At 39.8% G+C, this 26,517-nt stretch carries 30 protein-coding genes and 4 tRNA genes; 31 read left to right on the forward strand and 3 right to left on the reverse strand.

Annotated elements, in window-relative coordinates:
- Window positions 1-34 precede the first annotated feature (34 nt).
- From hslO to H9D55_RS00835, 11 genes are all read left to right on the forward strand, one after another.
- On the forward strand, window positions 35-901 hold the full coding sequence (gene hslO / locus H9D55_RS00785; protein WP_186075976.1) for an Hsp33 family molecular chaperone HslO: 867 nt from the start codon (window positions 35-37) through the stop codon (window positions 899-901).
- 81 nt (window positions 902-982) lie between these two features.
- Complete coding sequence (gene cysK, locus H9D55_RS00790) at window positions 983-1,918, forward strand: cysteine synthase A (protein WP_186075978.1); 936 nt, start codon at window positions 983-985, stop codon at window positions 1,916-1,918.
- A 155-nt stretch (window positions 1,919-2,073) separates the two neighbouring features.
- On the forward strand, window positions 2,074-2,862 hold the full coding sequence (gene folP / locus H9D55_RS00795; protein WP_186075980.1) for a dihydropteroate synthase: 789 nt from the start codon (window positions 2,074-2,076) through the stop codon (window positions 2,860-2,862).
- Entirely contained in the window at window positions 2,862-3,227 is a 366-nt protein-coding gene (folB, locus tag H9D55_RS00800) for a dihydroneopterin aldolase (protein WP_186075982.1), read from the forward strand. The genes folP and folB overlap by 1 nt, the downstream gene beginning before the upstream one ends.
- Window positions 3,227-3,703 carry a 2-amino-4-hydroxy-6-hydroxymethyldihydropteridine diphosphokinase gene (gene folK, locus H9D55_RS00805; protein ID WP_186075984.1) on the forward strand — a complete coding sequence of 159 codons (477 nt, stop codon included), beginning with the start codon at window positions 3,227-3,229 and terminating at the stop codon, window positions 3,701-3,703. The genes folB and folK overlap by 1 nt, the downstream gene beginning before the upstream one ends.
- The gene (dusB, locus tag H9D55_RS00810) at window positions 3,696-4,688 is read left to right on the forward strand and encodes a tRNA dihydrouridine synthase DusB (RefSeq protein WP_186075986.1); all 993 of its coding nucleotides are present in this window, start codon (window positions 3,696-3,698) and stop codon (window positions 4,686-4,688) included. Before folK ends, dusB begins: the two co-directional genes overlap by 8 nt.
- 13 nt (window positions 4,689-4,701) lie before the next feature.
- Window positions 4,702-6,192, forward strand: coding sequence for a lysine--tRNA ligase (gene lysS / locus H9D55_RS00815; protein WP_186075988.1), 1,491 nt, complete (start codon window positions 4,702-4,704; stop codon window positions 6,190-6,192).
- 231 nt (window positions 6,193-6,423) lie between these two features.
- Window positions 6,424-6,496 (forward strand) — tRNA-Val (locus tag H9D55_RS00820).
- A 25-nt stretch (window positions 6,497-6,521) separates the two neighbouring features.
- Window positions 6,522-6,594: transfer RNA gene (locus tag H9D55_RS00825), tRNA-Thr, on the forward strand.
- 5 nt (window positions 6,595-6,599) lie between these two features.
- Window positions 6,600-6,674 (forward strand) — tRNA-Gly (locus H9D55_RS00830).
- Between the two features lie 13 nt (window positions 6,675-6,687).
- Window positions 6,688-6,761, forward strand: a tRNA-Ile gene (locus tag H9D55_RS00835).
- 289 nt (window positions 6,762-7,050) lie between these two features.
- On the opposite strand, the gene H9D55_RS00840 is transcribed toward H9D55_RS00835, so the two are convergent.
- Window positions 7,051-8,364, reverse strand: a complete 1,314-nt coding sequence (locus H9D55_RS00840) for a Mur ligase family protein (RefSeq protein WP_186075990.1) — start codon at window positions 8,362-8,364, stop codon at window positions 7,051-7,053.
- 118 nt (window positions 8,365-8,482) lie between these two features.
- Here H9D55_RS00840 and rpsN point away from each other — a divergent pair, with 118 nt between their 5' ends.
- Entirely contained in the window at window positions 8,483-8,752 is a 270-nt protein-coding gene (rpsN, locus tag H9D55_RS00845) for a 30S ribosomal protein S14 (RefSeq protein WP_186075992.1), read from the forward strand.
- A 21-nt stretch (window positions 8,753-8,773) separates the two neighbouring features.
- On the opposite strand, the gene H9D55_RS00850 is transcribed toward rpsN, so the two are convergent.
- Together H9D55_RS00850 and H9D55_RS00855 are read right to left on the reverse strand one after the other, a co-directional pair.
- The gene (locus H9D55_RS00850; RefSeq protein WP_186075994.1) at window positions 8,774-9,229 is read right to left on the reverse strand and encodes a stage III sporulation protein AH; all 456 of its coding nucleotides are present in this window, start codon (window positions 9,227-9,229) and stop codon (window positions 8,774-8,776) included.
- A 100-nt stretch (window positions 9,230-9,329) separates the two neighbouring features.
- A complete protein-coding gene (locus H9D55_RS00855; RefSeq protein ID WP_186075996.1) occupies window positions 9,330-10,544 on the reverse strand; it encodes a NupC/NupG family nucleoside CNT transporter in 1,215 nt (404 codons plus the stop codon).
- Window positions 10,545-10,724: 180 nt separating this feature from the next.
- Between H9D55_RS00855 and H9D55_RS00860 the strand changes: the two genes are divergently transcribed.
- The 19 genes from H9D55_RS00860 (at window position 10,725) to rplK (ending at window position 26,461) form a co-directional block, all read left to right on the forward strand.
- On the forward strand, window positions 10,725-11,189 hold the full coding sequence (locus H9D55_RS00860; protein WP_186075998.1) for a CtsR family transcriptional regulator: 465 nt from the start codon (window positions 10,725-10,727) through the stop codon (window positions 11,187-11,189).
- A 5-nt stretch (window positions 11,190-11,194) separates the two neighbouring features.
- The gene (locus H9D55_RS00865; RefSeq protein ID WP_186076000.1) at window positions 11,195-11,668 is read left to right on the forward strand and encodes a UvrB/UvrC motif-containing protein; all 474 of its coding nucleotides are present in this window, start codon (window positions 11,195-11,197) and stop codon (window positions 11,666-11,668) included.
- A 4-nt stretch (window positions 11,669-11,672) separates the two neighbouring features.
- A complete protein-coding gene (locus H9D55_RS00870; protein WP_186076002.1) occupies window positions 11,673-12,692 on the forward strand; it encodes a hypothetical protein in 1,020 nt (339 codons plus the stop codon).
- A gap of 1 nt (window position 12,693) precedes the next feature.
- A complete protein-coding gene (locus H9D55_RS00875; protein WP_186076004.1) occupies window positions 12,694-15,144 on the forward strand; it encodes an ATP-dependent Clp protease ATP-binding subunit in 2,451 nt (816 codons plus the stop codon).
- A gap of 193 nt (window positions 15,145-15,337) precedes the next feature.
- Complete coding sequence (gene radA, locus H9D55_RS00880; RefSeq protein WP_186076006.1) at window positions 15,338-16,705, forward strand: DNA repair protein RadA; 1,368 nt, start codon at window positions 15,338-15,340, stop codon at window positions 16,703-16,705.
- A gap of 24 nt (window positions 16,706-16,729) precedes the next feature.
- The gene (locus H9D55_RS00885) at window positions 16,730-17,770 is read left to right on the forward strand and encodes a PIN/TRAM domain-containing protein (protein ID WP_186076008.1); all 1,041 of its coding nucleotides are present in this window, start codon (window positions 16,730-16,732) and stop codon (window positions 17,768-17,770) included.
- Window positions 17,771-18,442 (forward strand): 2-C-methyl-D-erythritol 4-phosphate cytidylyltransferase, encoded by a 672-nt coding sequence (gene ispD, locus H9D55_RS00890; RefSeq protein ID WP_186076010.1) that lies wholly within the window; start codon window positions 17,771-17,773, stop codon window positions 18,440-18,442.
- Window position 18,443: 1 nt separating this feature from the next.
- Window positions 18,444-18,929, forward strand: coding sequence for a 2-C-methyl-D-erythritol 2,4-cyclodiphosphate synthase (ispF, locus tag H9D55_RS00895; protein ID WP_186076012.1), 486 nt, complete (start codon window positions 18,444-18,446; stop codon window positions 18,927-18,929).
- A complete protein-coding gene (gltX, locus tag H9D55_RS00900) occupies window positions 18,926-20,377 on the forward strand; it encodes a glutamate--tRNA ligase (RefSeq protein ID WP_186076014.1) in 1,452 nt (483 codons plus the stop codon). The genes ispF and gltX overlap by 4 nt, the downstream gene beginning before the upstream one ends.
- Before the next feature lie 256 nt (window positions 20,378-20,633).
- Window positions 20,634-21,287 carry a serine O-acetyltransferase gene (cysE, locus tag H9D55_RS00905; RefSeq protein ID WP_186076015.1) on the forward strand — a complete coding sequence of 218 codons (654 nt, stop codon included), beginning with the start codon at window positions 20,634-20,636 and terminating at the stop codon, window positions 21,285-21,287.
- The gene (cysS, locus tag H9D55_RS00910) at window positions 21,271-22,665 is read left to right on the forward strand and encodes a cysteine--tRNA ligase (protein ID WP_186076016.1); all 1,395 of its coding nucleotides are present in this window, start codon (window positions 21,271-21,273) and stop codon (window positions 22,663-22,665) included. The genes cysE and cysS overlap by 17 nt, the downstream gene beginning before the upstream one ends.
- Complete coding sequence (locus H9D55_RS00915) at window positions 22,658-23,038, forward strand: Mini-ribonuclease 3 (protein ID WP_235963072.1); 381 nt, start codon at window positions 22,658-22,660, stop codon at window positions 23,036-23,038. The genes cysS and H9D55_RS00915 overlap by 8 nt, the downstream gene beginning before the upstream one ends.
- A 5-nt stretch (window positions 23,039-23,043) precedes the next feature.
- A complete protein-coding gene (rlmB, locus tag H9D55_RS00920) occupies window positions 23,044-23,781 on the forward strand; it encodes a 23S rRNA (guanosine(2251)-2'-O)-methyltransferase RlmB (protein WP_186076018.1) in 738 nt (245 codons plus the stop codon).
- A 2-nt stretch (window positions 23,782-23,783) separates the two neighbouring features.
- Window positions 23,784-24,308 carry an NYN domain-containing protein gene (locus tag H9D55_RS00925; protein ID WP_186076020.1) on the forward strand — a complete coding sequence of 175 codons (525 nt, stop codon included), beginning with the start codon at window positions 23,784-23,786 and terminating at the stop codon, window positions 24,306-24,308.
- Window positions 24,309-24,367: 59 nt separating this feature from the next.
- Window positions 24,368-24,952 (forward strand): sigma-70 RNA polymerase sigma factor region 4 domain-containing protein, encoded by a 585-nt coding sequence (locus H9D55_RS00930; protein WP_186076022.1) that lies wholly within the window; start codon window positions 24,368-24,370, stop codon window positions 24,950-24,952.
- 52 nt (window positions 24,953-25,004) lie between these two features.
- Window positions 25,005-25,139: a 50S ribosomal protein L33 gene (gene rpmG / locus H9D55_RS00935; protein WP_186076024.1), complete on the forward strand. Its 135-nt coding sequence runs from the start codon at window positions 25,005-25,007 to the stop codon at window positions 25,137-25,139.
- A gap of 19 nt (window positions 25,140-25,158) precedes the next feature.
- The gene (gene secE, locus H9D55_RS00940; protein WP_186076026.1) at window positions 25,159-25,335 is read left to right on the forward strand and encodes a preprotein translocase subunit SecE; all 177 of its coding nucleotides are present in this window, start codon (window positions 25,159-25,161) and stop codon (window positions 25,333-25,335) included.
- An 18-nt stretch (window positions 25,336-25,353) separates the two neighbouring features.
- Window positions 25,354-25,896 (forward strand): transcription termination/antitermination protein NusG, encoded by a 543-nt coding sequence (nusG, locus tag H9D55_RS00945; protein WP_186076028.1) that lies wholly within the window; start codon window positions 25,354-25,356, stop codon window positions 25,894-25,896.
- Window positions 25,897-26,035: 139 nt separating this feature from the next.
- Window positions 26,036-26,461 carry a 50S ribosomal protein L11 gene (gene rplK, locus H9D55_RS00950; RefSeq protein WP_186076030.1) on the forward strand — a complete coding sequence of 142 codons (426 nt, stop codon included), beginning with the start codon at window positions 26,036-26,038 and terminating at the stop codon, window positions 26,459-26,461.
- Window positions 26,462-26,517 lie beyond the last annotated feature (56 nt).

Raw genomic sequence — 26,517 nt, forward strand, 5'->3', positions numbered from 1 at the left:
GGCGACTTTTCTTGTGAAAAAAGGAGTAATATAAATGAGTGATAGATTAATTAGAGGTCTCGGAGTCAATGATGAAGTGCGTATTTTTGCGCTCGAAACAACAGAAACAGTAAACGAGGCAGTACAGCGTCACGGCGCATATCCAACAGCTGCAGCAGCCCTGGGTCGTGCAATGACTGCGACAGTAGTTTTAGGCGCAATGTTAAAAGGTGAAGAAAAAGTAACAGTAACAATTGAAGGTGGAGGACCAATCGGTGCCATCGTAACGGACGCAAACTCGAAAGGTGAAGTGCGTGGATACCTTAAGAACCCTCAAGTTCACTTCGATCTAAACGAACACGGTAAACTAGACGTAAGACGTGCAGTAGGTACAAATGGATACCTCCGTGTTGCGAAGGACATTGGCTTAAAAGATAACTTTGTTGGAAATGTTGAGCTTGTCAGCGGTGAACTCGGTGAGGATTTCTCATACTACTTCTACAGTTCAGAGCAAGTACCCTCAATCGTTGCGCTAGGTGTTCTTGTGAATCCGGACAACACAATTAAAGCAGCGGGTGGACTAGTCATTCAAGTGCTTCCAAATGCAACTGAAGAGACGATTGATTACTTAACAGAAGCAGCGAGTAAAATGACACCAATTTCTAAGTTAATCGATGAAGGTATGGCACCTGAAGAAATTGTAGATGTAGCACTTGGTGCGGACAACTGGAGAAAGCTTGACGAGATGCCAGTTGAATTCAAATGTACGTGTTCGAAAGAACGTTTCTTAAATGCGATGGCCTCGTTAGAAAAAGAAGATATCAAAGAAATGATCGAAGAAGATGGTGGAGCAGAAGCGACATGTAACTTTTGTAGAAACACTATTTGGATTGAAAAAGAAGAACTTGAAGAATTGTTATAGATTAGAATTCAAAAGTTTGAAAGTTTAAATCATCGCATGGTATACTAATCCTAGTTGATTACTATGAAATGAGGTAGACAAATGTCTAACGTATTTAATAATATTTCTGAAGCAATTGGTAACACGCCACTTGTGAAGTTGAACAAGTTAGTGCCAGAAGGTGCAGCGGACGTATATGTAAAACTTGAATTTATGAATCCTGGTAGTTCTGTTAAAGACAGGATTGCTAAAGCGATGATCGAAGCGGCGGAAAAAGAAGGTAAAATTGATGAAGATACAACAATTGTAGAACCAACAAGTGGTAACACAGGAATTGGTTTAGCAATGGTCGCATCAAGTAAAGGTTACAAATCAGTACTTGTTATGCCAGACACAATGAGTAAAGAGAGAAGAAACCTCTTAAAAGCTTATGGTGCTGAACTCGTTTTAACACCGGGTGCTGAAGGTATGAAAGGTGCTATTAAAAAGGCTGAAGAATTAGCAGCGCAGCCTGGATACTTCATGCCACAACAATTTGAAAACATGGCGAACCCACGTGTTCACGAATTAACAACAGGTCCGGAACTTGTTGAACAAGCACAAGCGGGCGGATTTATAATAGATGCATTCTTAGCAGGTGTTGGTACTGGTGGTACTGTAACTGGTGTAGGTAAAGTGTTAAAAGCACATAACAAAGACACACAAGTGTTTGCTTTAGAACCTACCGATTCAGCAGTACTTTCTGGCGAAACTCCAGGCCCGCATAAACTACAAGGGTTAGGTGCTGGATTTATACCTAAAACACTTGATACTGAAGTGTATGACGGTGTCATTAAAGTAGACAACGATATCGCGTTTGAAACAGCACGTGCACTCGCGAAGCATGAAGGAATACTTGGTGGTATTTCTTCAGGTGCAGCAGTATATGCAGCAATTGAAAAAGCAAAAGAACTTGGTGCTGGTAAAACTGTTGTGACTGTTCTGCCATCAAATGGTGAGAGATACCTCTCAACGCCACTGTTTAATTTTGAAGACTAATAGACAATAATAAGATATTTTTAAAAAGCACCAGAACTCGTTAGAGTTCTGGTGCTTTTTGTTTGTAGGGAACGTGAGAATATAGGCTTTTACAGTTAAATTCGTTGTAGAAAAATGGTATAATACTAATATTCTATGTGTAAGGATGATGGTCCGTGGAACAACTTCAAATTATGGGCATTTTAAACGTCACACCAGACTCATTTAGTGATGGTGGAAAATTCAATGCACTGGACGATGCAGTCAGTCATGCGAAGCGGCTCGCGAATGAGGGAGCTAACATTATTGATGTTGGTGGTTATTCAACAAGGCCAGGCTATACTGAGATTACTTTAGAGGAAGAAATCTCTCGTGTCGTTCCAGTAGTAGAGAGAATCGCGAATCTTGATCTCGGAGTAGACATTTCTGTCGATACGTTTCGTAGTGAAGTCGCAGAAGCCGTTCTTGCGGCAGGAGCAACGATGATCAACGACCAGTGGCGTGGGACGTATGATGATACAATTCTTGACGTTGTTAAAAAATACGAAGTGCCAATTATTCTGATGCACAATAATAGCCATGGGACATATGAAAGTGTCGTAGACGATATGATTGCTGAACTCATGGAATCTGTACAGCTATGTAAAGACAAAGGTATTGAAGATAAAAACATCTGGCTCGATCCAGGTATCGGATTCCAAAAATCACGTGATGAAGAAATTGAAGTAATGAGAAACTTGGACAAGCTCGTAGCAAAAGGGTACAAAGTGCTGCTCGCAACAAGTCGTAAGCGTATGGTTAAAGAGCTTATCGGCACCGAGACATCACCTGAAGAACGCGACCCAGCTACAGCGGCAACGACGATTATCGGTATTAATCAAGGTGTGCACGGAGTACGCGTACACAATGTAGCAATGAACCGTCAAATCGCAGACGTTTACATGAAATTGCAGGGAGATTTATAATGGATAAGATAAGAGTAAATGGCATTAAGCTCTACGCATATCATGGCGTCTTAAGTGCCGAAAGAGAAATCGGTCAATACTTCTTAGTTGATTGTGTTATTCATACGGACTTGCGTCCAGCAGGACAATCAGATGAAGTGAATGATACGATCAATTACGCAGACGTTTACGATGTGATAGAAGCTGAAGTCATAATAGAACCAGTGAATTTGATTGAGCACTTAGCAGAAAAAATTGCTACGGCAATTTTTAAAGGATTCGCCAAAGCACAAAAACTAGAAATTAAAGTAACTAAACCGAGCCCACCAATAGACGGTTCATACGAAAACGTCAGCGTGGAAATAGTGAGAGAGCGTGAAAATTAATGGCAATTGCTTATTTAGGATTAGGAACTAACATCGGAGAGCGTTACAAAAACTTAAGAAATGCGATCGAGTTACTAGCAGAAAACCCAGATGTTACAGTTAGAAAAGAATCTCAAATTTATGAGACAGCACCATATGGTATGACAGACCAACCAGACTTCTTAAACATGGTGATTGAAGTAGAGACTAACCTGTCTCCAACAAATCTGTTATACTTCGGTCTTGAAATAGAAGAGAAACTTGGACGAGTAAGAAAAGAAGTATGGGGTCCACGAATCATCGATGTGGATGTTTTAATCTATGAAGATTTAGAACTGAATATCGACGACTTAACAGTGCCACATATTGAAATGCACAAGCGAGAATTTGTGCTGGAGCCATTTAACGAAATCGCTCCAAAAGTGATGCATCCAACATTTAAAAAAACAATTCAAGAATTATATAAAGATTTAAAGCGAGGTGTAATGGATGTTTAAAATTGGAAATGTTGAAATACCAAACAGAGTCGTACTAGCGCCAATGGCCGGAGTTTCAAACGCAGCATTCAGACTGACGGTGAAAGAATTCGGCGCAGGACTCGTGTGTGCAGAGATGATCAGTGACAAAGCATTACTATTCAAAAACGAAAAGACATTAAAGATGCTTCACATTGAAGAGAATGAACATCCAATGTCACTTCAAATTTTCGGCGGTGAGAAAGAGTCACTTGTTGAGGCAGCGAAATACGTAGATGAAAACACGGAAGCTGACATCATTGACATCAACATGGGATGTCCGGTAAATAAAATTATCCGCTGTGAAGCGGGAGCAAAATGGTTACTTGACCCACCTAAAATTTATGAGATGGTTAAGGCTGTTGTAGATAACGTTAAAAAACCAGTTACAGTTAAGATGAGAATCGGTTGGGACGAAGACCACATTTATGCTGTAGAAAACGCGAAGATGGCTGAAAAAGCAGGAGCATCTGCAATCGCGCTACATGGACGTACACGTGTCCAAATGTACGAAGGTGAAGCGAACTGGGAAGTTATCAGACAAGTTAAAGAAGCTGTCAACATTCCAGTAATCGGCAATGGTGACGTTACAACGCCAGAACTTGCTGAAAAAATGTTAAAAGAAACTGGAGTAGACGCAGTAATGATCGGACGTGCTGCACTCGGTAATCCATGGATGATCTATAGAACTGTGCATTACTTAGAAACAGGCGAACTCATTGATGAACCAGATCTAGATGAAAAGATTGAAGTATTGAAGTTGCACATGGATCGCTTAATCGCATTAAAAGATGAAAAACAAGCACTACTTGAAATGAGAAAGCATGCATCATGGTACCTTAAAGGTGTGCGTGGAAACGGTACGGTTAGAAAAGAGATTAACCAAGTGAGCACACGAGACGAGCTCGTTGAATTATTAGAAAAATTCAGTAGAGAAGTAAAAGAAAAACAAGAAATTCACGTATAAGGAGAAAAATTGAATGACTGAAGAGTTAACAGACCAATTGGCAGTGCGCCGCCAAAAAATGACGGACATTGCTGAAAAAGGCCAAGATCCATTTGGACAAAAATTTGTAACGACAGCCACATCTAATGAACTAATTGAAAAATGGGATGAATTTTCTAAAGAGGAATTAGCAGAAAAAGAAGATGAATCAAGCGTAACAATCGCGGGTCGTATTATGACTAAGCGTGGTAAAGGGAAAGCTGGTTTCGCACACATCCAAGACGTAGACGGACAAATCCAAATCTACGTTCGTAAAGATAAAATTGGAGAAGAAGCTTTTGAAATCTGGAACCAATCTGACCTTGGAGATATTGTTGGAATCAAAGGTGTAATGTTCAAGACAAACACTGGAGAACTTTCGGTTAAAGCAACTGAATACACTCATTTGACGAAAGCATTACGTCCACTTCCAGACAAGCACGCGGGTCTTCAAGATATAGAAGAGCGCTATAGAAAACGTTATTTAGATTTATTAACTAATGAAGAGTCTAAGGAGCGCTTTATCTTACGCAGCAAAATCATTACAGAAATACGTAAATATTTAGACACTAAAGGATTCTTAGAAGTTGAAACACCAATGATGCACCAGATTGCAGGTGGTGCTCAAGCAAGACCATTCGTTACTCATCACAACGCATTAGATGCGGACCTATTCATGCGTATCGCATTAGAACTTCACTTAAAGCGCCTCGTTGTCGGTGGCATGGACAAGGTCTATGAAATTGGTCGTGTATTTCGTAATGAAGGTGTATCTACGCGTCACAACCCTGAGTTCACGATGCTTGAGTTATACGAAGCATATGCTGACTATGAAGATATTATGGACTTAACTGAAGAGCTTATCGCACACGTTGCAAAAGAAATTTTAGGTTCAACGACAATACAGTATGAAGGCGAAGAAATTCATTTAGAACCAAGATGGCGCCGCGTTCACATGGCTGAAATTGTTAAAGAATATACTGGTGTGGACTTCTTCCAAGACTTATCTGATGAAGAAGCGCTTAAACTTGCGAAAGAACACGGTGTTGAAGTGGACGAATTCCACAGCACATTTGGTCATGTATTAAACGAATTCTTCGAACAAAAAGTAGAAGAGCACTTAGTGCAACCAACATTTGTATTTGGTCACCCAGTAGAAGTATCACCATTATCTAAGAAAAACCCAGAAGACCCAAGATTCACGGATCGTTTCGAATTATTTATCGTACGTCGTGAACATGCGAATGCATTTACTGAGTTAAATGACCCAATCGATCAGAAAGCACGCTTCCAACAACAGGTAGAAGAAGCAGCTGAAGGTAACGACGAAGCCCACGAAATGGACGACGAATTCATCGAAGCATTAGAATACGGTTTACCACCAACAGGTGGACTTGGAATTGGTATCGACAGATTAGTGATGCTCTTAACAGACGCGTCATCTATCAGAGATGTACTTTTATTCCCTTACATGAGACACCGTTAGGGTGGATTATATGACTTTTGTCTCATTGACGCCGAAGAGTATCATTATTACAGTTGTATTGTTTTTTTACTCATTCAATGCGTACGCCTATTCGGACAAAAGAGGGATTAATATTATGCGGAGTCATTCAATTTATTGAATGACTTCTTTATTTATAAGAATTGTAGGAAAATGCAAAATCATCTTGACGAGTACATGAATATGTAGTACTATGAATATTGTTATTGACGAGGAGGATTAGCTCAGCTGGGAGAGCACTTGCTCGACAAGCAAGGGGTCGGTGGTTCGAGCCCGCCATTCTCCATTCATATTTATACATAAATTTATTAGCCGGCCTAGCTCAATTGGTAGAGCAACTGACTTGTAATCAGTAGGTTGGGGGTTCAAGTCCTCTGGCCGGCATATTTGCGGAAGTAGTTCAGTGGTAGAACACCACCTTGCCAAGGTGGGGGTCGCGGGTTCGAATCCCGTCTTCCGCTCCATTTTATTTTTTAAGGGCCTATAGCTCAGTTGGTTAGAGCGCACGCCTGATAAGCGTGAGGTCGGTAGTTCGAGTCTACCTAGGCCCATTATTATGAGACAACTCCTGCGAGTTGTCTTTTTTGTTTGGGGTTAACTTGAATCATGTTATCCAACAATTTGAAATTAAATGATCTGATAAAAGATGTAAAGTGAAATACTGAATACTTATTGAGGTTAATTTCGTGAATCCATATTTATAAGTATCATTCGCAGTTGATAAGTAACATTACCTTATTAATAAAAGTAATGTAAGCCATGATGTCTACAAAAAAGCACGTTCCCCATTCAGGAAACGTGCTTCAAAAGACGTTTGTCAAAAATCTTAATCTATCAACACTATTTCAACAATCCTTTTTCTTTAAGTACTTTTCTTAACTCGAGCATCGCGGTGTAAGTTGCGATGATCTGTATGTTTTTGTGTTTAGCTTGTGTGATGCGATTCACGAGTGCTTCTAATGTTTCGAATTCGTCGATTGTGTGTCGTTCGAATCCTGCTTCGACTAATGTTTCTGTCATGCGATCTGCTCGGATTCCACCTGTTAACACTTCTTCAATTTCCATTTTTGCGAGTTTTTCAAAGTCTCCGTCTATTAGCCAAGACAAATCCACACCATCCGCTGGTCGGTTGTTCAGAATTGCAACAAATGTCATCGGGTCTTTATTTTTTTTAATTAAGTCAATGACCTGGTTTAGTCCAACTGGATTTTTAACCACGTTCAGGATAGCTGTCTTATCGTTTAAAGGGATAATTTCTTGTCTACCGAAAACGCGCTCTGTTGTCTGAAGGCTATTTCTAATCACTTCTGATTCTACGCCAAAGTTTTTCGCAACCGCATATGCTGCAAGTGCATTATAGATATTGTAAATGCCTGCAATCGGTATAGTGAATGATTCGTCGTCTATCGTGAACGTTGAGCTCGAAAGATCTGATTTCGTAATTTCACTCACTGAATATTTCAGTTCAGGACGCTTAACTCCACATGATGAACACTCGTAATCCCCAAGCTCTGAGTATGTGCGTGTATGGTAATCGAGCTTACCACCACACTTTGGACACGCAATTCGGACTGTCTCATCAGTTAAGTTAGGTAGTAATCCAAAGTATTCAACTTCGTTTATGAGATTTATTGAATTAAATAATGGTAGGTCGCCGTTCGCCAAAATTTTTGCGTTTGGAGCTTTATTCGCTGCCTCAACGAGCAACTGATATGCCGCTTTTGTGTCACCGTAACGATCGGTTTGGTCGTCAAATAGATTCGTATGTACGATAAGTTTCGGGTCAAGTGCTTTAACCACTTTGTTTAGACTGCCCTCATCTACTTCAATGACTGCGATGCTACGTTCCTTAGTTTTCTTAGCATCTAAGAATGCACCGACGATTCCTTGGGTCATGTTAGAACCAGCTCTATTTGTAATCACATTATTGAAAATTTTTGAAAGAATATTATATGTAAGTGTTGTTGTCAGAGTCTTCCCGTTCGTACCGGTAATAATCACAACATCATAATTTTTTGCGAGATCGTTTATGATGTTTGGGCTAATGCTGTGAGCGACTTTTCCTGGTAAGCTTGAGCCACCGCCAGTAGTTAATTTAAGTGCTGTTTTAACTGAACGCCCAGCAAGTTGTGCAACTTTAGTTCGTATTGACATTTATATACACCTCTTTTTGAATACTATTTATTATAGCATTTTTTGAGCATATTATCTTGAAATATTATAGTCACCTGTTATAATTATAAAACGTAATAATTACGATTAAGGAGGATTTATGGCTAAGAAATCAAAAGTTGCTAAAGAGATAAAAAGACAAAGGTTGGTAGAAGAGTTCCGTGAACTTCGTACGGAGTTAAAAGCACAAGGTGATTATGAAGGACTCGCGAAATTACCGAGAGATTCATCACCAACACGTTTGACGAACCGTTGCCAAGTAACGGGTAGACCACGTGGCGTGATGCGTGACTTTGGTCTTTCAAGAATTAAATTTAGAGAACTTGCTCATAAAGGGCAGATTCCAGGCGTAAAAAAAGCGAGTTGGTAATTTACCAACTCGCTTTTTCTGTTAGAACTGAATATCTAGAACCTTTAAACCATCAATGTTCTTCAATGCGTGTATTTCATTGACGCTGGTAGGATATACATACAACTCCTTGAGTTCGCTAGATGAAGACAGCCACGCTTCACCATCTTTAAAGAAGCAAAGATCTTCAGGTAACTCTGGATGTATCCATTCAAACATGCTTTCCGCATTTTCCTTTAACACACGTTTCGCCTCATCCGTCGTCTTAAAGTAATAGACTTTTGCAGTGTCATCAAAAAGGTTAGTGGATGGCCACTCGTGCTGCTCGTGTACTTCCACGAACGCATCCCCGAACCAATCATTTAAATCAAGGAAGCTATCCTTATACTGTAAAATATCTGTGCGAACGACCAACTGGAACTCTTCACATATATCAAAAGCGAAGTCGATTAGCGCGTTATACGCTTCTCTCTTCGGTTCATTTTGTATTGTTAACAACAAGATCACTCCTATTAAAATAGTGTACCGTATGCCGCATGTTGTAAAAAATAAAAGATAAGATAATAAAACGCCTCTCATAAAAGAGAGACGTTGAATGTTAGCTTACGAAGAAACCGATGATTACAGCACTTAGAATAGATACAAGTGTTGCACCATAAACAAGTTTCATACCGAATTTCGCGATCATATTACCAGAAGCATCGTGAAGTCCTTTTACAGTACCAACGATGATACCGATAGAACCGAAGTTAGCGAATGATACTAAGAATACAGAGACCATTGCTTGAGTTCTAGGTGATAAGCCTTCTTTAATTGATTGGAAGTTTTCCATTGCTACGAATTCATTTGTTACAAGTTTTGTAGCCATTAAAAGACCAGCTTGTTGTGCTTCAGCCCATGGAATACCCATTACGAATGCGATTGGCATAAAGATATATCCTAGGATGTCTTGGAATGATAATTCTAAACCTGGGATGAGTAAGAATAGGTTGTTAAGAATCGAAATTAGCGCAATAAATCCGATTAACATTGCACCTACGATTACTGCAATAATCCCACCTTGAGTGATATAATCACCAAGAATTTGGAAGAATGATTTACCTTTATCAGGGTTATTTTCTTCAGCCGTGTAGTTTTCTTCCGCAGGTACTGTGTATGGGTTGATGATATGTACGATGATGTATACACTCAATAGGTTAAGTACGATTGCTGCGATAACATATTGTGGTTCTAGAAGCGTCATGTACGCTGCAACCATTGATAATGAAATCGAGCTCATCGCTTGTGCTGATAATGTATAAAGACGTTTTTCACCAAGTAACGGAATTTGGTTTTTCAGTGAAATAAATACTTCAGACTGACCTAAGAACATTGAAGCTGCTCCGTTGTAAGACTCGATAAATGCCATACCAGTGATTTTAGATAATACTAGACCTAAACCATGGATGATTAATGGTAGTATTCTAAGGTATTGTAGGATACCAATTAATGCTGAAATAACGATAATTGGAAGTAATACATTAAAGAAGAAAACAAAAGCGAATCCGCCTTCGTCTACTGATACCATAGGTCCAAATACAAATGCGACACCGACACCTGCGTGCTCAAGTAATTTGCCAAATACGAATGCTAGTTTTTCAACAACAGTTTGTCCAATTGTCGTAGCAAAAATTATCCACGTAAATACAATTTGTAAGACGATAAGTAGGGCGATATTTTTCCACTTAGAGAATGCAAGCTTGCGGTCGGTAGATGCAATCCATGCAAGTCCAAAAGTGACTAAAATACCAATTATCCCCCATAAAATATTCATTGGTTCACCTCATAAGGAAATTAATAATACACTTCATTATAAGTCTTTCATAATACCGTGTAAAGTGCTTACATGTATTTTTATAATGGTTTTTAACTCGTTATTGAAAACATCTTATTTGATTAAAAATGGTCAAGATTGTACAATAAAGTCAAAGAAGGTCAAAAAAGAGGTGTAAGTATGCGAAATATGTCGGATATTATTGAGCAGTATTTAAAACAAAAGATTGCAGAATCCCATAACGAAGTCGTTGAAATCAAGCGTGCTCAGATCGCTGAAAAGTTTGATTGTGTACCCTCGCAGCTGAACTATGTAATTAAGACAAGATTTACGAATGAACTTGGTTATGTTGTTGAAAGTAAACGCGGTGGTGGTGGTTATATTCGTATCACGAAGATTGAGACGCACAAGAAAGCAGATTATCTCGAGCACCTACTGAACCTAATCGGTGACGGCCTCAGCCAAACGAACGCAATGCACATCATTCAGTCGATGTATGATGCTGACGTCATTTCGTTCCGGGAAGCTAAAATCATCGATACAGTAATTGCACGTGAGACTCTGATGATTGGTTTACCAGAACGAGACATCGTACGTGCGCAAATCCTAAAGAAAATAATAGAGGTAATTTTATATGAGGAGTGACCACCATGCTCTGTGAAAGATGTAAGGAACGTGAAGCGACATTACATATGTCAGTAAAAACGATTGAAGGCAATAAAGAAATGTTTTTATGTGATGTATGTGCAAACGAAGTGTTCTTAGAGAAAGATCAAGATAACTTTAATGTAAATCAATTATTAAACAGCATGATGGGACAATTTAAAACAACAGTATCATGCCAAACATGTGGCTCAACACTCACATCTATAGCAGAAAAAGGGCTCTTTGGTTGTCCAGATTGTTATAACACATTCAAAAATGAAGTGCCAAAAATCGTACGCAGAGTTCAACATCTCCAACAAGAACACAAAGGAAAAATTCCAGAGTCACATACTGGGCGTGTTGAAACGAAAAAGCGCATTGAACGACTTGAACAGAAACTCACTACGCTTATCGAGACGCAAGATTTCGAAGAAGCAGCAGTAGTGAGAGATGAAATCAAGGCGCTGAAGGGAGTGTGACGGCATGACAGATACATGGTTAGACGAGAAAACAAGCACACCAATCGTGATGTCATCACGTATCAGACTCGCACGTAATATTGAAGGACTTGCGTTTCCACATATGTTAAATTCTACTGAAGAATTGGAAAAACTAGCTGATGTAGTCAGTGAAACATTCATTGACTTCAAGAATCTAGACATGAGTGAATACAATATCTTAGAAAAAGCACTCTTGGTGGAAGAGTTTCTCATCAGCCCACGCTTTTTAAAACAAGGCGTGCGCCTGATTTTATCAGAAGATAAACACACGTCCATCATGATAGGCGAAGAAGATCACATCAGAATCCAAGTCGTCGACACGGATAAGTCGTTGGAAGAACTTTATAAGACAGCGAGCACCCTCGATGATAAATTAGAAAAGAGCGTTGAGTATGCTTTTGACACAGATTACGGATATCAGACAGCATGCCCCACAAACGTCGGAACTGGACTTCGAGCAAGTGTCATGTTACATTTACCGGCACTCACAAAGAATCGCCGTATTAAGCGTATCATGGATGCTTTAACGCGCATGGGTTATACACTTCGCGGTATTTATGGTGAGGGCAGCGCACCACTCGGTGAGATCTACCAACTATCTAACCAGGTGACGCTCGGTGTAGATGAATACACGATTCTAGAAAACTTAAAAGACATCAAGAATCAGATCGTAAATGAGGAAGAGAAGACGAGACAGTGGTTTTATCATAATAGAGCATTGTCCGTCCGAGACTTTGTCTTCCGATCATATGGATTATTGAAATATGCTCAGAAGATGTCTTTAGAGGAAGCCGCGGAACATTTATCGAATGTGAAATACGGTGTGGATATGAAAATCTTGGAAGTCGACCACTTCCATTTCCAGAGATGGATGTGCGTAATCCAACATGCATTCATTAGAAAACGAATTGAAGATAAGAATTTACAATATACAAGCCTAGAAGAAGCGGAAAATCGTGAACGTGCGATATTACTAAAAGAATTACTGGGAGGTAATGAATAATATGTTATTTGGAAAATTAACTGAGCGCGCACAACGCGTGCTTGCATTTGCTCAAGAAGAAGCAATTGCTCTAAAACATTCAAATATTGGAACAGAACATATATTGCTTGGTCTTGTTAAAGAACAAGAAGGAATTGCTGCAAAAGTTCTACAGTCATTTGATATTACTGAAGAACAAATTCGCGACGGTGTATTCAAGCTCATCACTGAAGGTACTGAAATGCCAACGAGCTTACATTACACGCCACGTGCAAAACGCGTCATCGAATTATCGATGGACGAAGCACGTAAACTCCACCATAACTTTGTAGGCACTGAACATATCCTACTCGGTTTAATTAGAGAGTCTGAAGGAGTAGCTTCACGAGTTCTTGCAGCGGCAGGACTCAATATTACGAGAGCGCGTGCAGCGGTGATCCGCATGCTCGGAAACCCCGAAGCTTATCAACGTAAAGGTGAGAAAGAGCAATCTGAAACACCAACACTTGATTCACTTGCGCGCGACTTAACGCAAGTAGCACGTGATGGTCAACTGGATCCGGTAATCGGTCGTTCAGAAGAAATCACTCGTGTGATTGAGATTTTATCTCGTAGAACGAAAAATAACCCTGTATTAATTGGTGAGCCAGGAGTGGGTAAGACAGCAGTAGCTGAAGGGCTTGCACAAGCAATCGTGAGAAATGAAGTGCCCGCAACTCTTAAAGACAAACGTGTAATGTCATTGGACATGGGGACGGTTGTCGCTGGTACGAAATATCGGGGTGAGTTCGAAGAGCGCATGAAGAAAGTGATGGATGAAATTAGACAATCTAAGAATGTCATCCTGTTTATTGACGAAATGCATACGTTAATTGGTGCAGGTGGTGCTGAAGGTTCAGTCGACGCATCAAACATTCTGAAACCAGCGTTATCTCGTGGTGATGTGCAAGTTATTGGTGCAACGACTTTAGATGAATACAGAAAACATATCGAGAAAGATGCAGCGTTAGAACGTCGTTTCCAACCAATTATAGTTAAAGAACCATCTGTACAAGACACAATTTTAATCCTACAAGGACTGCGTGATAGATATGAAGCGCACCATGGAATCACAATTACAGATGAGGCGTTAGAAGCAGCAGCGACAATGTCTACAAGATACGTTCAAGATAGATTTTTACCAGACAAAGCGATTGACTTAATTGATGAGGCGTCATCTAAAGTACGACTTAGAAATTACACATCTCCACCTGACTTAAAAGATTTAGAAAACCAGTTAGAGACAGTGAAGAAAGAAAAAGATGCAGCAGTTCAAGCGCAAGAGTTTGAAGCGGCAGCTAAATATCGTGACGACCAATCGAAACTTGAAAAAGAAATCGAAGCGCGTCAAAATGACTGGAAGAATGAGCAGTCTGGTGCGAAACAAGAAGTGAAGAGATCGGATATCGAGCTTGTGATTTCTAAAATGACAGGCATTCCACTTTCTAAGATTGCTGAAGAAGAATCAGAGCGACTATTAAATTTAGAAAGTATTCTGCATGAAAGAGTCATTGGACAAAATGAGGCAGTAGAATCTATTTCTAAAGCAGTACGTCGTGCACGTGCAGGACTGAAAGATCCTGAGAAACCAATCGGTAGCTTTATCTTCTTAGGGCCAACGGGTGTAGGTAAAACAGAGCTCGCTAAAGCATTATCTGAAGCACTTTTTGGTGAAGATGACGCTATGATCAGAGTAGATATGTCTGAGTATATGGAAAAACACAGTGTATCACGACTTGTAGGATCACCCCCAGGATACGTTGGATACGACGAGGGCGGTCAGTTAACCGAACAAGTGAGACGTAAACCGTATTCACTTATCCTGTTTGACGAAATTGAAAAAGCACACCCAGATGTGTTTAACATGCTGTTACAAGTATTAGATGATGGTCGTTTAACAGACGCGACAGGACGCACTGTAGATTTCAGAAACACAGTCATTGTAATGACGTCAAACGTGGGTGCGACAGAACTTCGCGACAACAAGTTCGTAGGATTCGGAAGTAACGATGAAGAAAAAGAAGACTATGAGAACATACGTAGCACGATGATGAAAGAGCTGAAAAATACGTTCAGACCTGAATTTATCAACCGTGTAGATGACATCATTGTGTTCCACAGCCTAGAAAAATCACACTTAGAAGAAATTGTAACTCTTATGATAAATGAATTAGCAGAGAGATTAAAAGATCAAAATATTCACTTCACGGTGACAGACTCAGCGAAGAAACAACTCGCGGAAGACGGATACGACAAAGAATTTGGAGCAAGACCACTTGCGAGAAGTATCCAGAAGAATATTGAAGACAACCTAAGTGAATCAATCCTTCGCGGAGAAGATTTACATGGCAAACTCGTTACAGTAGACTATAAAGACGACGAGTTCGTAGTAAGTACGACAGAACAACCAGTACTAAAAGAGACAGAAGCTTAAGTCATTCATTAAGTGTTGCATGAAACACTTAGGCCCGTTGGTAATAAAATTACCAACGGGCTTTTTTAATAATAAATTAAAGCTGAGAGAACACGGTCCTTCAATGAACCTGTTTTTTCATTGATTGCTTTAAATGTAAGAGATAAACTTATATAATTAGATTACAAAACTTTGCTCGGAGGATTATGCGTAAATGGCAAAAGCGAAAACAGTATTTGAATGTTTAGCATGTGGTTTTGAATCACCAAAATGGTACGGTAAATGTCCAAGCTGTGGTGCGTGGAATCAGATGGAAGAATCCATTGTTCGCAAGGAAACTGCGAAGGTACGTGGAACTTTAGGTAAAAATGAAGCGACACCTAGTAAAGCGACGAAACTTTCAGAAGTGAAAAAGAAGGATACACCGCGCACAAAAACCCATATGGGAGAATTCGACCGTGTGCTTGGTGGCGGAATTGTAGATGGATCACTCATTTTAATAGGGGGAGATCCTGGTATTGGAAAATCGACAATCCTACTTCAAACAGCACTCACTTTAGCGAAAAATCACAACGTTCTCTACGTCTCAGGAGAAGAATCACTTGAACAGATCAAGATGCGCGCAGATCGCATTACTAAGGAAACGTCGAATTTAAGCGTTTTTGCTGAGACGAACCTATTCTATATTCAAGACACAATCAACAAGACAGAACCCGACTTCTTAATTATTGATTCTATTCAAACAATCTATCATCCAGACGTAACAAGTGCGCCAGGTAGCGTATCACAAGTAAGAGAGTGTACGCAAAGCTTAATGAACATTGCCAAAGGGCAAAACATCGCAACATTCATCGTTGGACACGTTACGAAAGACGGACAAATTGCGGGTCCAAGACTCTTAGAACACATGGTAGATACTGTTCTTTATTTCGAAGGGGACCAACATCATACATACCGAATTTTGCGTGCGGTCAAAAACAGATTTGGTTCTACAAATGAGATGGGAATCTTTGAGATGAAATCAAGCGGACTCGAAGAAGTGTTGAACCCATCAGAAGTATTCCTAGAAGAGCGGTCAAAGAATGCACCGGGCAGCGCAATCGTTGCTACAATGGAAGGGACACGTGCGATGCTCGTTGAAGTGCAAGCACTCGTGACACCGACGCATTTCCATAACCCAAGACGCATGTCAAGCGGTATTGACCACAACAGATTATCTCTATTAATGGCAGTGCTTGAAAAGTCAGAAGGCATGCTGATGCAACAACACGACGCTTACGTAAAAGTTGCAGGTGGCGTGAAGCTCGATGAGCCAGCAGTCGATTTATCGATTATCATGTCGATTGCATCTTCGTTTAAAGGTAAAGAGTTGCGCGGTGAAGACTGCTTCATAGGTGAAGTAGGGTTAACAGGTGAAATTAGACGTGTGACGAAGATTGAAAACAGATTGATTGAAGCAGCGAAGTTAGGATTTAAACGAGCAATCATCCCTAAATCCAACATGTATGGGATTGAGATTCCAGAAGGACTAGAAGTTATCGGTGTGAAAACACTCAGAGAAATGATGAAAGTGATTAATTAAAATTAATATAAAGAAGGTGGCAGTATGTTAAGAGCATTGCTCACAGTTGTCTACTTTCTTCTCGGTATGTCTATAGGTATTTGGTTATTCCCTGAACTCATTAGTATGACGGATATCAAATTACCGAAAGTCATCGGAAATGTATTTGTATATGGTGCCGTGGGCGGACTCATCTTTTTAGCGGCGACCGCCTGGAGCATTCCTTGGCTTAAGACACAAGTGGAGAAATTAGAAAAGAAAGTATTAGGACGAAATATTTCGGAAATATTCTTTGCATCAATTGGAATGTTGTTTGGATTGTTGGTGGCTGTTTTACTTACTTTATTAATTAATACATTAGACATTCCAGTAGTCAATGAAATTTTCCCGATTATTTCCGCGGTAATACTTGGATACTTAGGATTTCAAGTTGGGCTTAAGAAATTTGGCGAAGTGCTTGAACTATTCCAAAAATCACCGAAGACGGCACAAACAGTATCTGTTAAAAAACTCGTAGACACGAGTGCAATCATTGATGGACGAATATTGGACGTATTAAACACGGGATTCTTAGAAGGAGAAATTATCATTCCACAATTTGTGTTAGATGAACTCCAACTCATCGCAGATTCGACAGATCATGTGAAGCGTGAAAAAGGTCAGCGTGGTTTAGATGTATTAAATCAACTAAGGTCTGAAAGTGAAGACGTAAGTGTACAACCAGTAAAGTATGACAAGCTAGATGTTGACCATCAATTGATTGAACTTGCGAACGACATTGGTGCGTCAATCATTACGACAGACTACAACTTAAACCGTGTGGCTCAAGTGCATGACATAAAAGTGTTGAACGTCAATGAGCTACAAGAATCACTGAAGCTCATGTTGACCCAAGGGGATGTATTTAAAATCCTCATCACGAAGTCGGGTAAAGAGAAAGGTCAAGGTGTCGGTTATCTAGAAGACGGAACGATGGTCGTTGTGGACGAAGCGGATGAATATATCAATGAGTTACAAAAAGTGCAAGTCACTTCAATACTCCAGACAAACTCTGGACGTATAATATTTACAAAGTTGGCGAATTAAATGAATTATTCAGTAGTAATTCCGGCAGCAGGCATGGGGAAGCGTATGGAACTTGGTTATAACAAGGTTCTTCATGAAGTTTACGGTCAGTCGATCATCTATCATACAGTCGCGATATTCGAGAACGACCCAGATTGTAAAGAGATTCACCTTGCTGCAAGTAAAGATGAGATCGACGATCTCAGAAAAATCCTCTCATCGTTTAAAAAGGTGAAAGGGATCTATGAAGGTGGGAAAGAGCGACAAGACTCAATTTACAATGCACTCGTGCATGTAAAAGATGCAACACACATCATGGTACATGACGGTGCGCGACCACTTTTAGACAGAGAGACTTTGAAACGGATAAAGACAGCTTTAATGGAAAAAGATGCAGTCATATGCGGCGTGCCTGTGAAGAGTACGTTAAAAACAGTTGTGGATGGTGTCGTTACAGAAACAATTGATAGAAGTTCCACATTCGAAGTTCATACACCTCAAGCTTTTTGTTATAATTTATTAATGGATGCATATCAAAATGCACGCGAGAAAAACTTAATTGTGACTGATGATTCAATGATGGTGGAAGCACTAGGAAAAAAAGTTCACGTCGTAGAATCGAATTATAATAATCTCAAAGTTACAACAAGAGAAGATCTCGCAGTATTAAATATATTGTTAGGGAGCGAATGAGATGCGCATTGGACATGGTTTTGATGTTCATAAACTCGTGGAAGACAGGCCGTTAATTATCGGTGGTATTACAATTGACCATCCGTTTGGTCTCGCAGGGCACTCAGATGCAGATGTATTACTTCACACTATAACAGATGCGATCTTAGGAGCTTTAGCACTCGGAGATATCGGGAAGTTTTTCCCAGATACAGATGAAAAATATAAAGACATAGATTCAGCAATCCTTTTATCTGAAGTAATTGAAAAAATGGGTGAATTAGGATATGAAATCGGCAATGTTGACGCAGTCATTATGGCAGAGCGTCCAAAATTTAGACCGATTATCGATGAAATGCGTGAAAACATCGCGCGTTTACTCAAGACAGATATTGGCAATGTGAACGTAAAAGCAACGACAACTGAACAATTAGGATTTACTGGACGGCAAGAGGGCATCGCGTCAGAGGCAGTTGTGTTGTTAAAAAAGAAAGAAGGTACAAAATGAGTAAAGTAAGAGTAAGATACGCACCAAGTCCAACAGGATTTTTACACATCGGAAATGCACGTAGTGCGCTATTTAATTACCTATTTGCACGTCACTACGATGGAGACTTTATCATCCGCATTGAAGATACAGACAAAGAGCGTCATGTCGAAGAAGGGGAAAAATCACAACTTGATTACCTTAAATGGCTCGGCCTTGAATGGGATGAGTCCGTAGACGTTGGTGGAGACTACGGTCCTTATAGACAATCTGAACGTCGTCATATATATGACCCGCTCGTTCAACAATTATTAGATGAAGACAAAGCATACCGTTGCTACATGACAGCTGAAGAGTTAGAAGCTGAACGTGAAGAGCAATTAGCACGTGGAGTACAACCAATGTATTCTGGGAAACACGCGAACTTAACTAAAGAAGAAGAGGACGCGTTTATTGCAGAAGGTCGTGAACCAGCGATTCGTATCCGTGTTCCAAAAGATAAGACTTACACATTCAAAGACATCGTAAAAGGTGATGTGTCATTCGACTCAAACGGTATCGGTGACTGGGTCATCGTTAAAAAAGACGGCATGCCAACATACAACTTTGCGGTTGTAGTGGATGACCACTTTATGGAAATTTCACACGTATTACGTGGAGATGACCACATTTCAAATACACCACGTCAACAAATGGTGTACGAGGCATTGGGTTGGGAAGAGCCTAAATTTGGTCACATGACGTTAATCGTTAATGAAGAACGTAAGAAATTATCTAAGCGTGACAGCGGAATACTCCAATTTATTGAAGACTACAAAGCACTGGGCTATTTACCAGAAGCTCTATTCAACTTCATTGCACTTCTCGGTTGGACTCCAGGAGGAGAAGAAGAGATTTTCTCTAAAGAGGAGTTCGTCAAGTTATTCGATGAAAACCGTTTATCAAAAGCACCAGCGTTCTTTGATAAGGTGAAACTTGAGTGGGTAAATAATCAGTACATGAAGCAAAAAGATTCAGAAACTGTCTTTGAGATGGCCCTACCATTCTTAATTAAAGAGGGTATGATTGAAGAGAATCCTTCTGAAGAAGTTAAGGGCTGGGCACGCGAACTTGTAAAGTTATATCAACCACAGATGAGTTACGCTGCAGAAATTACGAAGCTTTCTGAGCAATTCTTTAACGACGAAATTGAGTTTGATGAAGATGCGGAAGATATACTGAAAGGTGAACAGGTACCTGAGTTAATGACTGCGCTATATACGAAGTTCGAAACATTAGAAGACTTTTCACCAGAAGCAATCAAGAAAGCAATCAAGGAAGTTCAAAAAGAGACAGGCATTAAAGGTAAAAATCTATTTATGCCAATCCGTGTAGCAATTACTGGAGAGACAAAAGGTCCAGAACTTCCCAACGCAATTTCACTGATTGGAAAAGACAAAGTGCTCGATCGCGTTAAAGCATTAGCCTAAACAGAACTGTTGAAAGAGACGCACGAGTTGGTGTATAATCACTCTGCAAAGATTTAGTATTTATTTAGTTTGTAAATCAGCGATTGTCCGGTTGGTGTGAGGGCAACAAAACTAAGTAGAAAATTGCCCTTTGCAGTATAATTTAAATATAAAAGCTAAACTTCAGAGTGGAACCGTGCGAAGCACCTCTGTCCGAATCTACGGGCAGAGGTGCTTTTTAGTACCAACATTTAGAGAGTTTAATTAAGGAGGAACAATGTTTAAGCGTATAAGAGAAGATCTAACAATGGTCTGTGAAGTCGATCCAGCAGCAACAGGTAAGTGGCTTGTGTTCTTAACAAGCTCAGGATTACATGCAGTGTGGATGCACTTAATCGCACATTGGTTTTACAAAAAGAAATTATTTATAACGGCGAGAGTGATCAGTCAGGTCACAAGATTTTTTACAGGAATCGAAATTCACCCGGGTGCAAAAATCGGGAGACGATTATTTATTGACCACGGAATGGGTATCGTCATCGGTGAAACGACAACAATTGGTGATGACGTAACGATTTACCAAGGGGTTACTTTAGGTGGTACAGGTAAAGAGTGTGGCAAACGTCATCCGGATATTGAGAACAACGTACTCATTGCAACAGGTGCTAAAGTACTCGGCAATATTAGAATTGGTGAAGGCTCAAATGTTGGGGCGAACTCCGTTGTCTTAAAAAATGTTCCAGAATATTCAACAGTGGTTGGTATTCCAGGTCACATCGTGAGGCAGAACGGGAAACGTGTACCTAAACAAGACTTTGAGCACAGAAACTTACCAGATCCAATTTTAACTAAAATACTAGAGGTAGAACGCGAATTACAAGAGTTAAAACAAGCAGAAAGGAACGAAGTTAACCATGGTTCACATATATAATACGCTAACAAGACAAAAGGAAGAGTTTAAGCCGCTAGAAGAGGGTAAAGTTTCGATGTATGTCTGCGGTCCTACTGTGTATAACTACATTCACATCGGTAACGCAAGACCAGCGATCGCATTTGACACGGTGAGGCGCTACCTCGAATACAAAGGATACGACGTAAACTTTGTCTCTAACTTTACAGATGTTGACGATAAATTAATTAAAGCTTCCAAAGAGCTCGGAAAGACTGTCCCTGAAATCGCAGAGCGTTTTATTGAAGCGTATTTCGAAGATACGGGGGCATTGAACGTTAAGCGCGCAACAGTGCATCCACGTGTTATGGATCACATGGATGACATCATAGACTTCATTAAAGTTTTAATCGATAAAGGTCACGCATACGAAGCGGATGGTGACGTCTACTTTAAGACCCGTTCTTTCGAAAACTATGGTGAGCTTTCTCATCAATCGATCGATGACTTAAAAGTCGGCGCACGTATCGCTCAAGGTGAGAAGAAGCAAGACCCACTTGATTTCGTATTATGGAAAGCAGCAAAAGACGGTGAAATTAAGTGGGATTCACCATGGGGAGACGGTCGTCCAGGCTGGCACATTGAGTGCTCAGTAATGGCGAGACGCCATCTTGGTGATACGATTGATATCCATGCGGGTGGGCAAGATTTAACATTCCCTCACCATGAAAATGAAATTGCACAGAGTGAGTGTCGTACAGATAAGACATTCGCAAACTACTGGATGCATAACGGGTACATCAATATCGACAACGAAAAGATGTCTAAGTCACTCGGGAACTTTATCCTAGTACATGACATCATCAAAGAAGTTAACCCGAACGTCTTACGGTTTTTCATGCTTTCAGTACATTACAGAAGTCCAATCAACTACAACTTAGAGCTGATTGAAAGTGCGAAACAAGGACTATTCCGTATCGAAAATGCCATTAAAGATGCCAAAGAGCGTCTTAAAGGTGCGATTTCAACGGAAGTCGATCAGTATGAACTGGACTTCGTTGAAAATAACTTAAAAGATTTCGAACGCTACATGGATGATGACTTCAACACAGCGAACGCAGTGAGTGCATGGCACGATCTTGCAAGCGGATTGAACCGTTACCTAAGAAAACCGACGACGAATAAAGTAGTCTTGCAGCGTTATATTGATGCATATGACGTATACACATCAGTGCTTGGCATTGAGTTAAACACAATTGAAGTACTAATTGATGAAGAAATTGAGCGCTTAATTGAAGAAAGAGAAATTGCACGTAAAGAAAAGAACTTCGAGCGAGCAGATGAAATTCGTGATTATCTAACAATTGAAGGTATCATCTTAGAAGATACAAAAGACGGAGTGAGATTCCGTCGTGGGTAATATAGACGTACACGACTTAACGAAAGCATATCTTGGTGATGCGGTATATGGCACGTATATTAGAAGGAATATTATAGAAGAGACTCCAACTATTAGAGCTGATGTTGCACATAGGGAAGCGAATGCATTAGTTAGCGCGAAGGGTCAATCCCACGCGCTACTTACGCTTCGTGAAGCGGGATTTATCACTGAGGAAGAGTGGGATATCGCGAGAAAAGCGCGCAATAAATCCAGCGCGACGAGAGCTAAGAACGCATCGATTAAAGAGTATCGCAATGCGACAGGCATGGAAGCGCTCATTGGGGAGTTATATTTGTCTGGTAAACATGAACGAATCGAAGAAATAATGAAAGAAATATATAAATTGGGGTGAAGCATGTGACTGAATCAGTTGTAGTTGGAAGAAATGCTGTACGTGAGGCGTTAAAAGGATCTAGGGATATCAACAAGATTCTCATACAAGATACTGCACAAATGGAACAACTAAAAGAAATAATGAAATTGGCGAAAAAAGAACGTGTTGTCGTTCAGAAAGTACCGAAAAATAAATTAGAAGAACATACAAAGGAAAGACACCAAGGTGTGATTGCTCTTCTCAGTGCGTATGACTACACATCTTTAGAGACATTGATTGAGGCGTTCAGCGGTAAACGCGCGAACTTTATTTTATTAGATGGATTAGAAGATCCGCATAACTTAGGGTCTATTCTTAGAACGGCAGATGCAACTGGATTTGACGCAGTCATTATTCCAAATCGACGTAGTGTTCAAGTGACTGAAACGGTTGCACGTACATCTACGGGAGCGATAGAATATGTGCCTGTGTGTCGTGTGACAAACGTAAACCAAACGATTGATAAGTTGAAAGAAGCGGGGTTTTGGACGGTTGGTACGAACCAACACGCAGACATGGACTATCGTGGTTATCCAGCAGACGTCAACACGCTACTCATCATCGGTAGTGAAGGGGAAGGCATTTCTAAGAAGACTTTAGAAAAATGTGACTTCACAGTATCGATTCCGATGGTTGGTAAGATCACGAGTTTAAACGCGAGTGTATCTGCAGCTTTACTCATGTATGAGGTGTATCGTAAGCAAAATCCGGTAGGTGAATAACAGTGCGAAAGAAGAGAAATATACTGTTAGTAGACGGATATAACTTGATCGGTGCGAAAGAACGACTATTTCAAGACAGCCTGAATAGTTTAGAGCTCGCACGCGAAGAATTGTTGAGCGTTCTTAGTGAATTCGCAGCAGTATCAAAGTATGAAATACTCTGTGTGTTTGATGCGTACGAAGTGAGGTCTAAAGAAACAGAATATGACTTTTATGATATCAAGGTTATTTTTACTAAAGAAAAAGAAACGGCAGATGAATACATCGAACGTTTTGTTTACAACACGTATCATCCTCACTTAACAGATATTACGGTAGTCACGTCTGACCTACCTGAACAAAACGCAATATTTTCTTACGGAGCGTATCGCATGTCTTCTAGAGAAATGTGGATTGAACTCGATTATGCTGAAAAAAATATTTCGGAAGAGGTTTTTATTAATAATCGAAAAATCCCTAAGACGAAACTAGACATTGATGAAGAAACGCTTTTAAAACTTGAGAAACTGCGTCGTGGCCTCTACTGACTGATTTGTAAAATACATGTGTACTACTTATGATGGATTTAAAAACAAGAGGTGGTTTCATGTATTTTATAAGAAAAATCGTGTATCTTATCAGAGAGAAGGCGAAACTAAACCAGTATGCACTAGACGTTAAGAACGGCAATTTAGAAAAGTTTGATGAAATTGACAAGGTGATCCGTCCGAACGTTCGAAAGATGACATATAGACACACTTTTGACCCACACACTAGAGAAGATATGGAGCAAGCGATGATGGAGTTTACGATTCAGCTTTGTAAAAGATATGAAGCCGCTGTTGGTAACTTTGAAAACTATTGTCTTAGAAGTGTGTATTTTGAACTCATGAATTATTGGAAGAGAAACTTTGAGCAAACGAAGAACGAAGTGTTTCATGAAGGCGTTCTCGAATCTAGAAGAGATGAGATGGCAGAATACCGAACGTATGGTAATCTTATATTAGAAGACTTTAAAGGAAACTTTTATAAATCCGTACCACTTTCTGAGTTTGAAAGTGAAGTACATGCATATATAGAGAAGGGTTTCAGCGTTAGAGAAATTGCATCGCAGTTTAAACGTAGTGAAAAGTCCATAAAAAACACGGTATACCGAATAAATCAGAAGAAACTTAAGTCTTGGGTTTATTGACAAACCGCTTTCTAATCGGTATAGTAAATAAGAATTGAAATGAGGCAACGATGTGAAGGTCGCGCTTATTTGCAGTGAATGTGGCAACAGAAATTATAGAGTGGAAGGTTCACTCTCCACAAGATTAGTAGTTAAAAAATATTGTAAGACGTGCAACCGTCATACTACTCATAAGAGCTCTATATGAGGTAGGAGGATAATTTCCAATGAATAATGATAAAAACTTTTTTGCTAATGTAGTTAGCGAGATGAAAAAAGTAAGTTGGCCAACAGGTAAGGAAGTAGTGAATTACACGACGATTGTAGTAGTTACAGTAGTCTTTTTCTTATTCTTTTTCTATGCAATAGACCTAGGCATCACTTTCTTAATAGACAAAGTATAATATTAAAGGAGCGGTTAGATGTCCGAAGAGAAACAGTGGTATGCAATTCATACGTACTCTGGATATGAAAACAAAGTAAACGAGAACTTGCTTGCTAGGCTTGAGTCTATGAACATGCAAGATCAAATATTCCGCGTCGTCGTTCCTGAAGAGGAAGAAACGACTTTTAAAGACGGTAAAAAGAAAGTTCAAAAGAAGAAAACTTTCCCAGGATATGTATTAGTTGAAATGCTGATGACGGATGAATCATGGTATGTCGTACGGAATACACCTGGGGTAACAGGTTTCGTAGGTTCACAGGGTGCTGGTTCTAAACCGAATCCACTATTACCAGACGAAATGAAATTTATCTTACGTTCAATGGGTATGAATGAGCGTACAGTAGATTTCGACGTTGAACTTGGTGAACACGTTACGATTATCGATGGACCTTTCAAAAATCAAGAAGGCGTCATTGATTACATCGACAAAGAGAAATTTAAACTGACAGTTCTTGTTGAGTTATTTGGTCGTGAAACTCCAGTTGAAGTTGAATACGATCAAATTGAAAAACATAACTAAAACGTTTGAACTCTAAAGTTTAATATGGTATTATAATATGGTCGTAAATTACGACCATCTTTTTTTATAAAGAATGCGAGTGGGAGGATGAAATTTTAACATCCTGTGACCACATCACGATAAAGAGGAGGTTGACATCGTGGCTAAAAAAGTTATCAACGTTGTTAAGTTACAAATCCCTGCAGGTAAAGCAACTCCTGCACCACCAGTTGGGCCAGCATTAGGTCAGGCAGGTATTAACATCATGGGATTCACAAAAGAATTTAACGCACAAACGCAAGATCAGGCTGGTTTACTTATTCCAGTAGAGATTTCAGTATATGAAGACCGTTCATTCACTTTCATTACTAAAACTCCACCTGCGGCTGTATTACTTAAAAAAGCAGCTAAAGTTGAAAAAGGTTCTGGAGAGCCAAACAAAACTAAAGTGGCAACAGTAACTAAAGATCAAGTTCGTGAAATTGCTGAAACGAAGATGGAAGACTTAAACGCAGCTGACGTAGAAGCGGCTATGCGTATGGTCGAAGGTACAGCACGAAGCATGGGCTTCACTGTAGAAGGATAATAAATTTTAAAATTAGTATTGGTACAATGTGGGAGGTTAACCCGCTATAACCACAA

The sequence above is a fragment of the Phocicoccus pinnipedialis genome (assembly GCF_903994035.1).
GTDB lineage: Bacteria > Bacillota > Bacilli > Staphylococcales > Salinicoccaceae > Phocicoccus > Phocicoccus pinnipedialis.

Excerpts from the sequence above, each read along its gene's own strand:
- dusB (WP_186075986.1), top strand. The coding sequence starts at position 3,696 with ATGTTTAAAATTGGAAATGTTGAAATACCAAACAGAGTCGTACTAGCG.
- ispF (WP_186076012.1), top strand. The coding sequence starts at position 18,444 with ATGCGCATTGGACATGGTTTTGATGTTCATAAACTCGTGGAAGACAGG.
- folB (WP_186075982.1), top strand. The coding sequence starts at position 2,862 with ATGGATAAGATAAGAGTAAATGGCATTAAGCTCTACGCATATCATGGC.
- H9D55_RS00865 (WP_186076000.1), top strand. The coding sequence starts at position 11,195 with ATGCTCTGTGAAAGATGTAAGGAACGTGAAGCGACATTACATATGTCA.
- H9D55_RS00875 (WP_186076004.1), top strand. The coding sequence starts at position 12,694 with ATGTTATTTGGAAAATTAACTGAGCGCGCACAACGCGTGCTTGCATTT.
- hslO (WP_186075976.1), top strand. The coding sequence starts at position 35 with ATGAGTGATAGATTAATTAGAGGTCTCGGAGTCAATGATGAAGTGCGT.
- H9D55_RS00860 (WP_186075998.1), top strand. The coding sequence starts at position 10,725 with ATGCGAAATATGTCGGATATTATTGAGCAGTATTTAAAACAAAAGATT.
- H9D55_RS00870 (WP_186076002.1), top strand. The coding sequence starts at position 11,673 with ATGACAGATACATGGTTAGACGAGAAAACAAGCACACCAATCGTGATG.
- H9D55_RS00840 (WP_186075990.1), bottom strand. The coding sequence starts at position 8,364 with ATGTCAATACGAACTAAAGTTGCACAACTTGCTGGGCGTTCAGTTAAA.
- H9D55_RS00930 (WP_186076022.1), top strand. The coding sequence starts at position 24,368 with ATGTATTTTATAAGAAAAATCGTGTATCTTATCAGAGAGAAGGCGAAA.
- cysE (WP_186076015.1), top strand. The coding sequence starts at position 20,634 with ATGTTTAAGCGTATAAGAGAAGATCTAACAATGGTCTGTGAAGTCGAT.
- rpsN (WP_186075992.1), top strand. The coding sequence starts at position 8,483 with ATGGCTAAGAAATCAAAAGTTGCTAAAGAGATAAAAAGACAAAGGTTG.
- cysK (WP_186075978.1), top strand. The coding sequence starts at position 983 with ATGTCTAACGTATTTAATAATATTTCTGAAGCAATTGGTAACACGCCA.
- ispD (WP_186076010.1), top strand. The coding sequence starts at position 17,771 with ATGAATTATTCAGTAGTAATTCCGGCAGCAGGCATGGGGAAGCGTATG.
- gltX (WP_186076014.1), top strand. The coding sequence starts at position 18,926 with ATGAGTAAAGTAAGAGTAAGATACGCACCAAGTCCAACAGGATTTTTA.
- cysS (WP_186076016.1), top strand. The coding sequence starts at position 21,271 with ATGGTTCACATATATAATACGCTAACAAGACAAAAGGAAGAGTTTAAG.
- nusG (WP_186076028.1), top strand. The coding sequence starts at position 25,354 with ATGTCCGAAGAGAAACAGTGGTATGCAATTCATACGTACTCTGGATAT.
- radA (WP_186076006.1), top strand. The coding sequence starts at position 15,338 with ATGGCAAAAGCGAAAACAGTATTTGAATGTTTAGCATGTGGTTTTGAA.
- folK (WP_186075984.1), top strand. The coding sequence starts at position 3,227 with ATGGCAATTGCTTATTTAGGATTAGGAACTAACATCGGAGAGCGTTAC.
- lysS (WP_186075988.1), top strand. The coding sequence starts at position 4,702 with ATGACTGAAGAGTTAACAGACCAATTGGCAGTGCGCCGCCAAAAAATG.
- H9D55_RS00855 (WP_186075996.1), bottom strand. The coding sequence starts at position 10,544 with ATGAATATTTTATGGGGGATAATTGGTATTTTAGTCACTTTTGGACTT.
- H9D55_RS00885 (WP_186076008.1), top strand. The coding sequence starts at position 16,730 with ATGTTAAGAGCATTGCTCACAGTTGTCTACTTTCTTCTCGGTATGTCT.
- secE (WP_186076026.1), top strand. The coding sequence starts at position 25,159 with ATGAATAATGATAAAAACTTTTTTGCTAATGTAGTTAGCGAGATGAAA.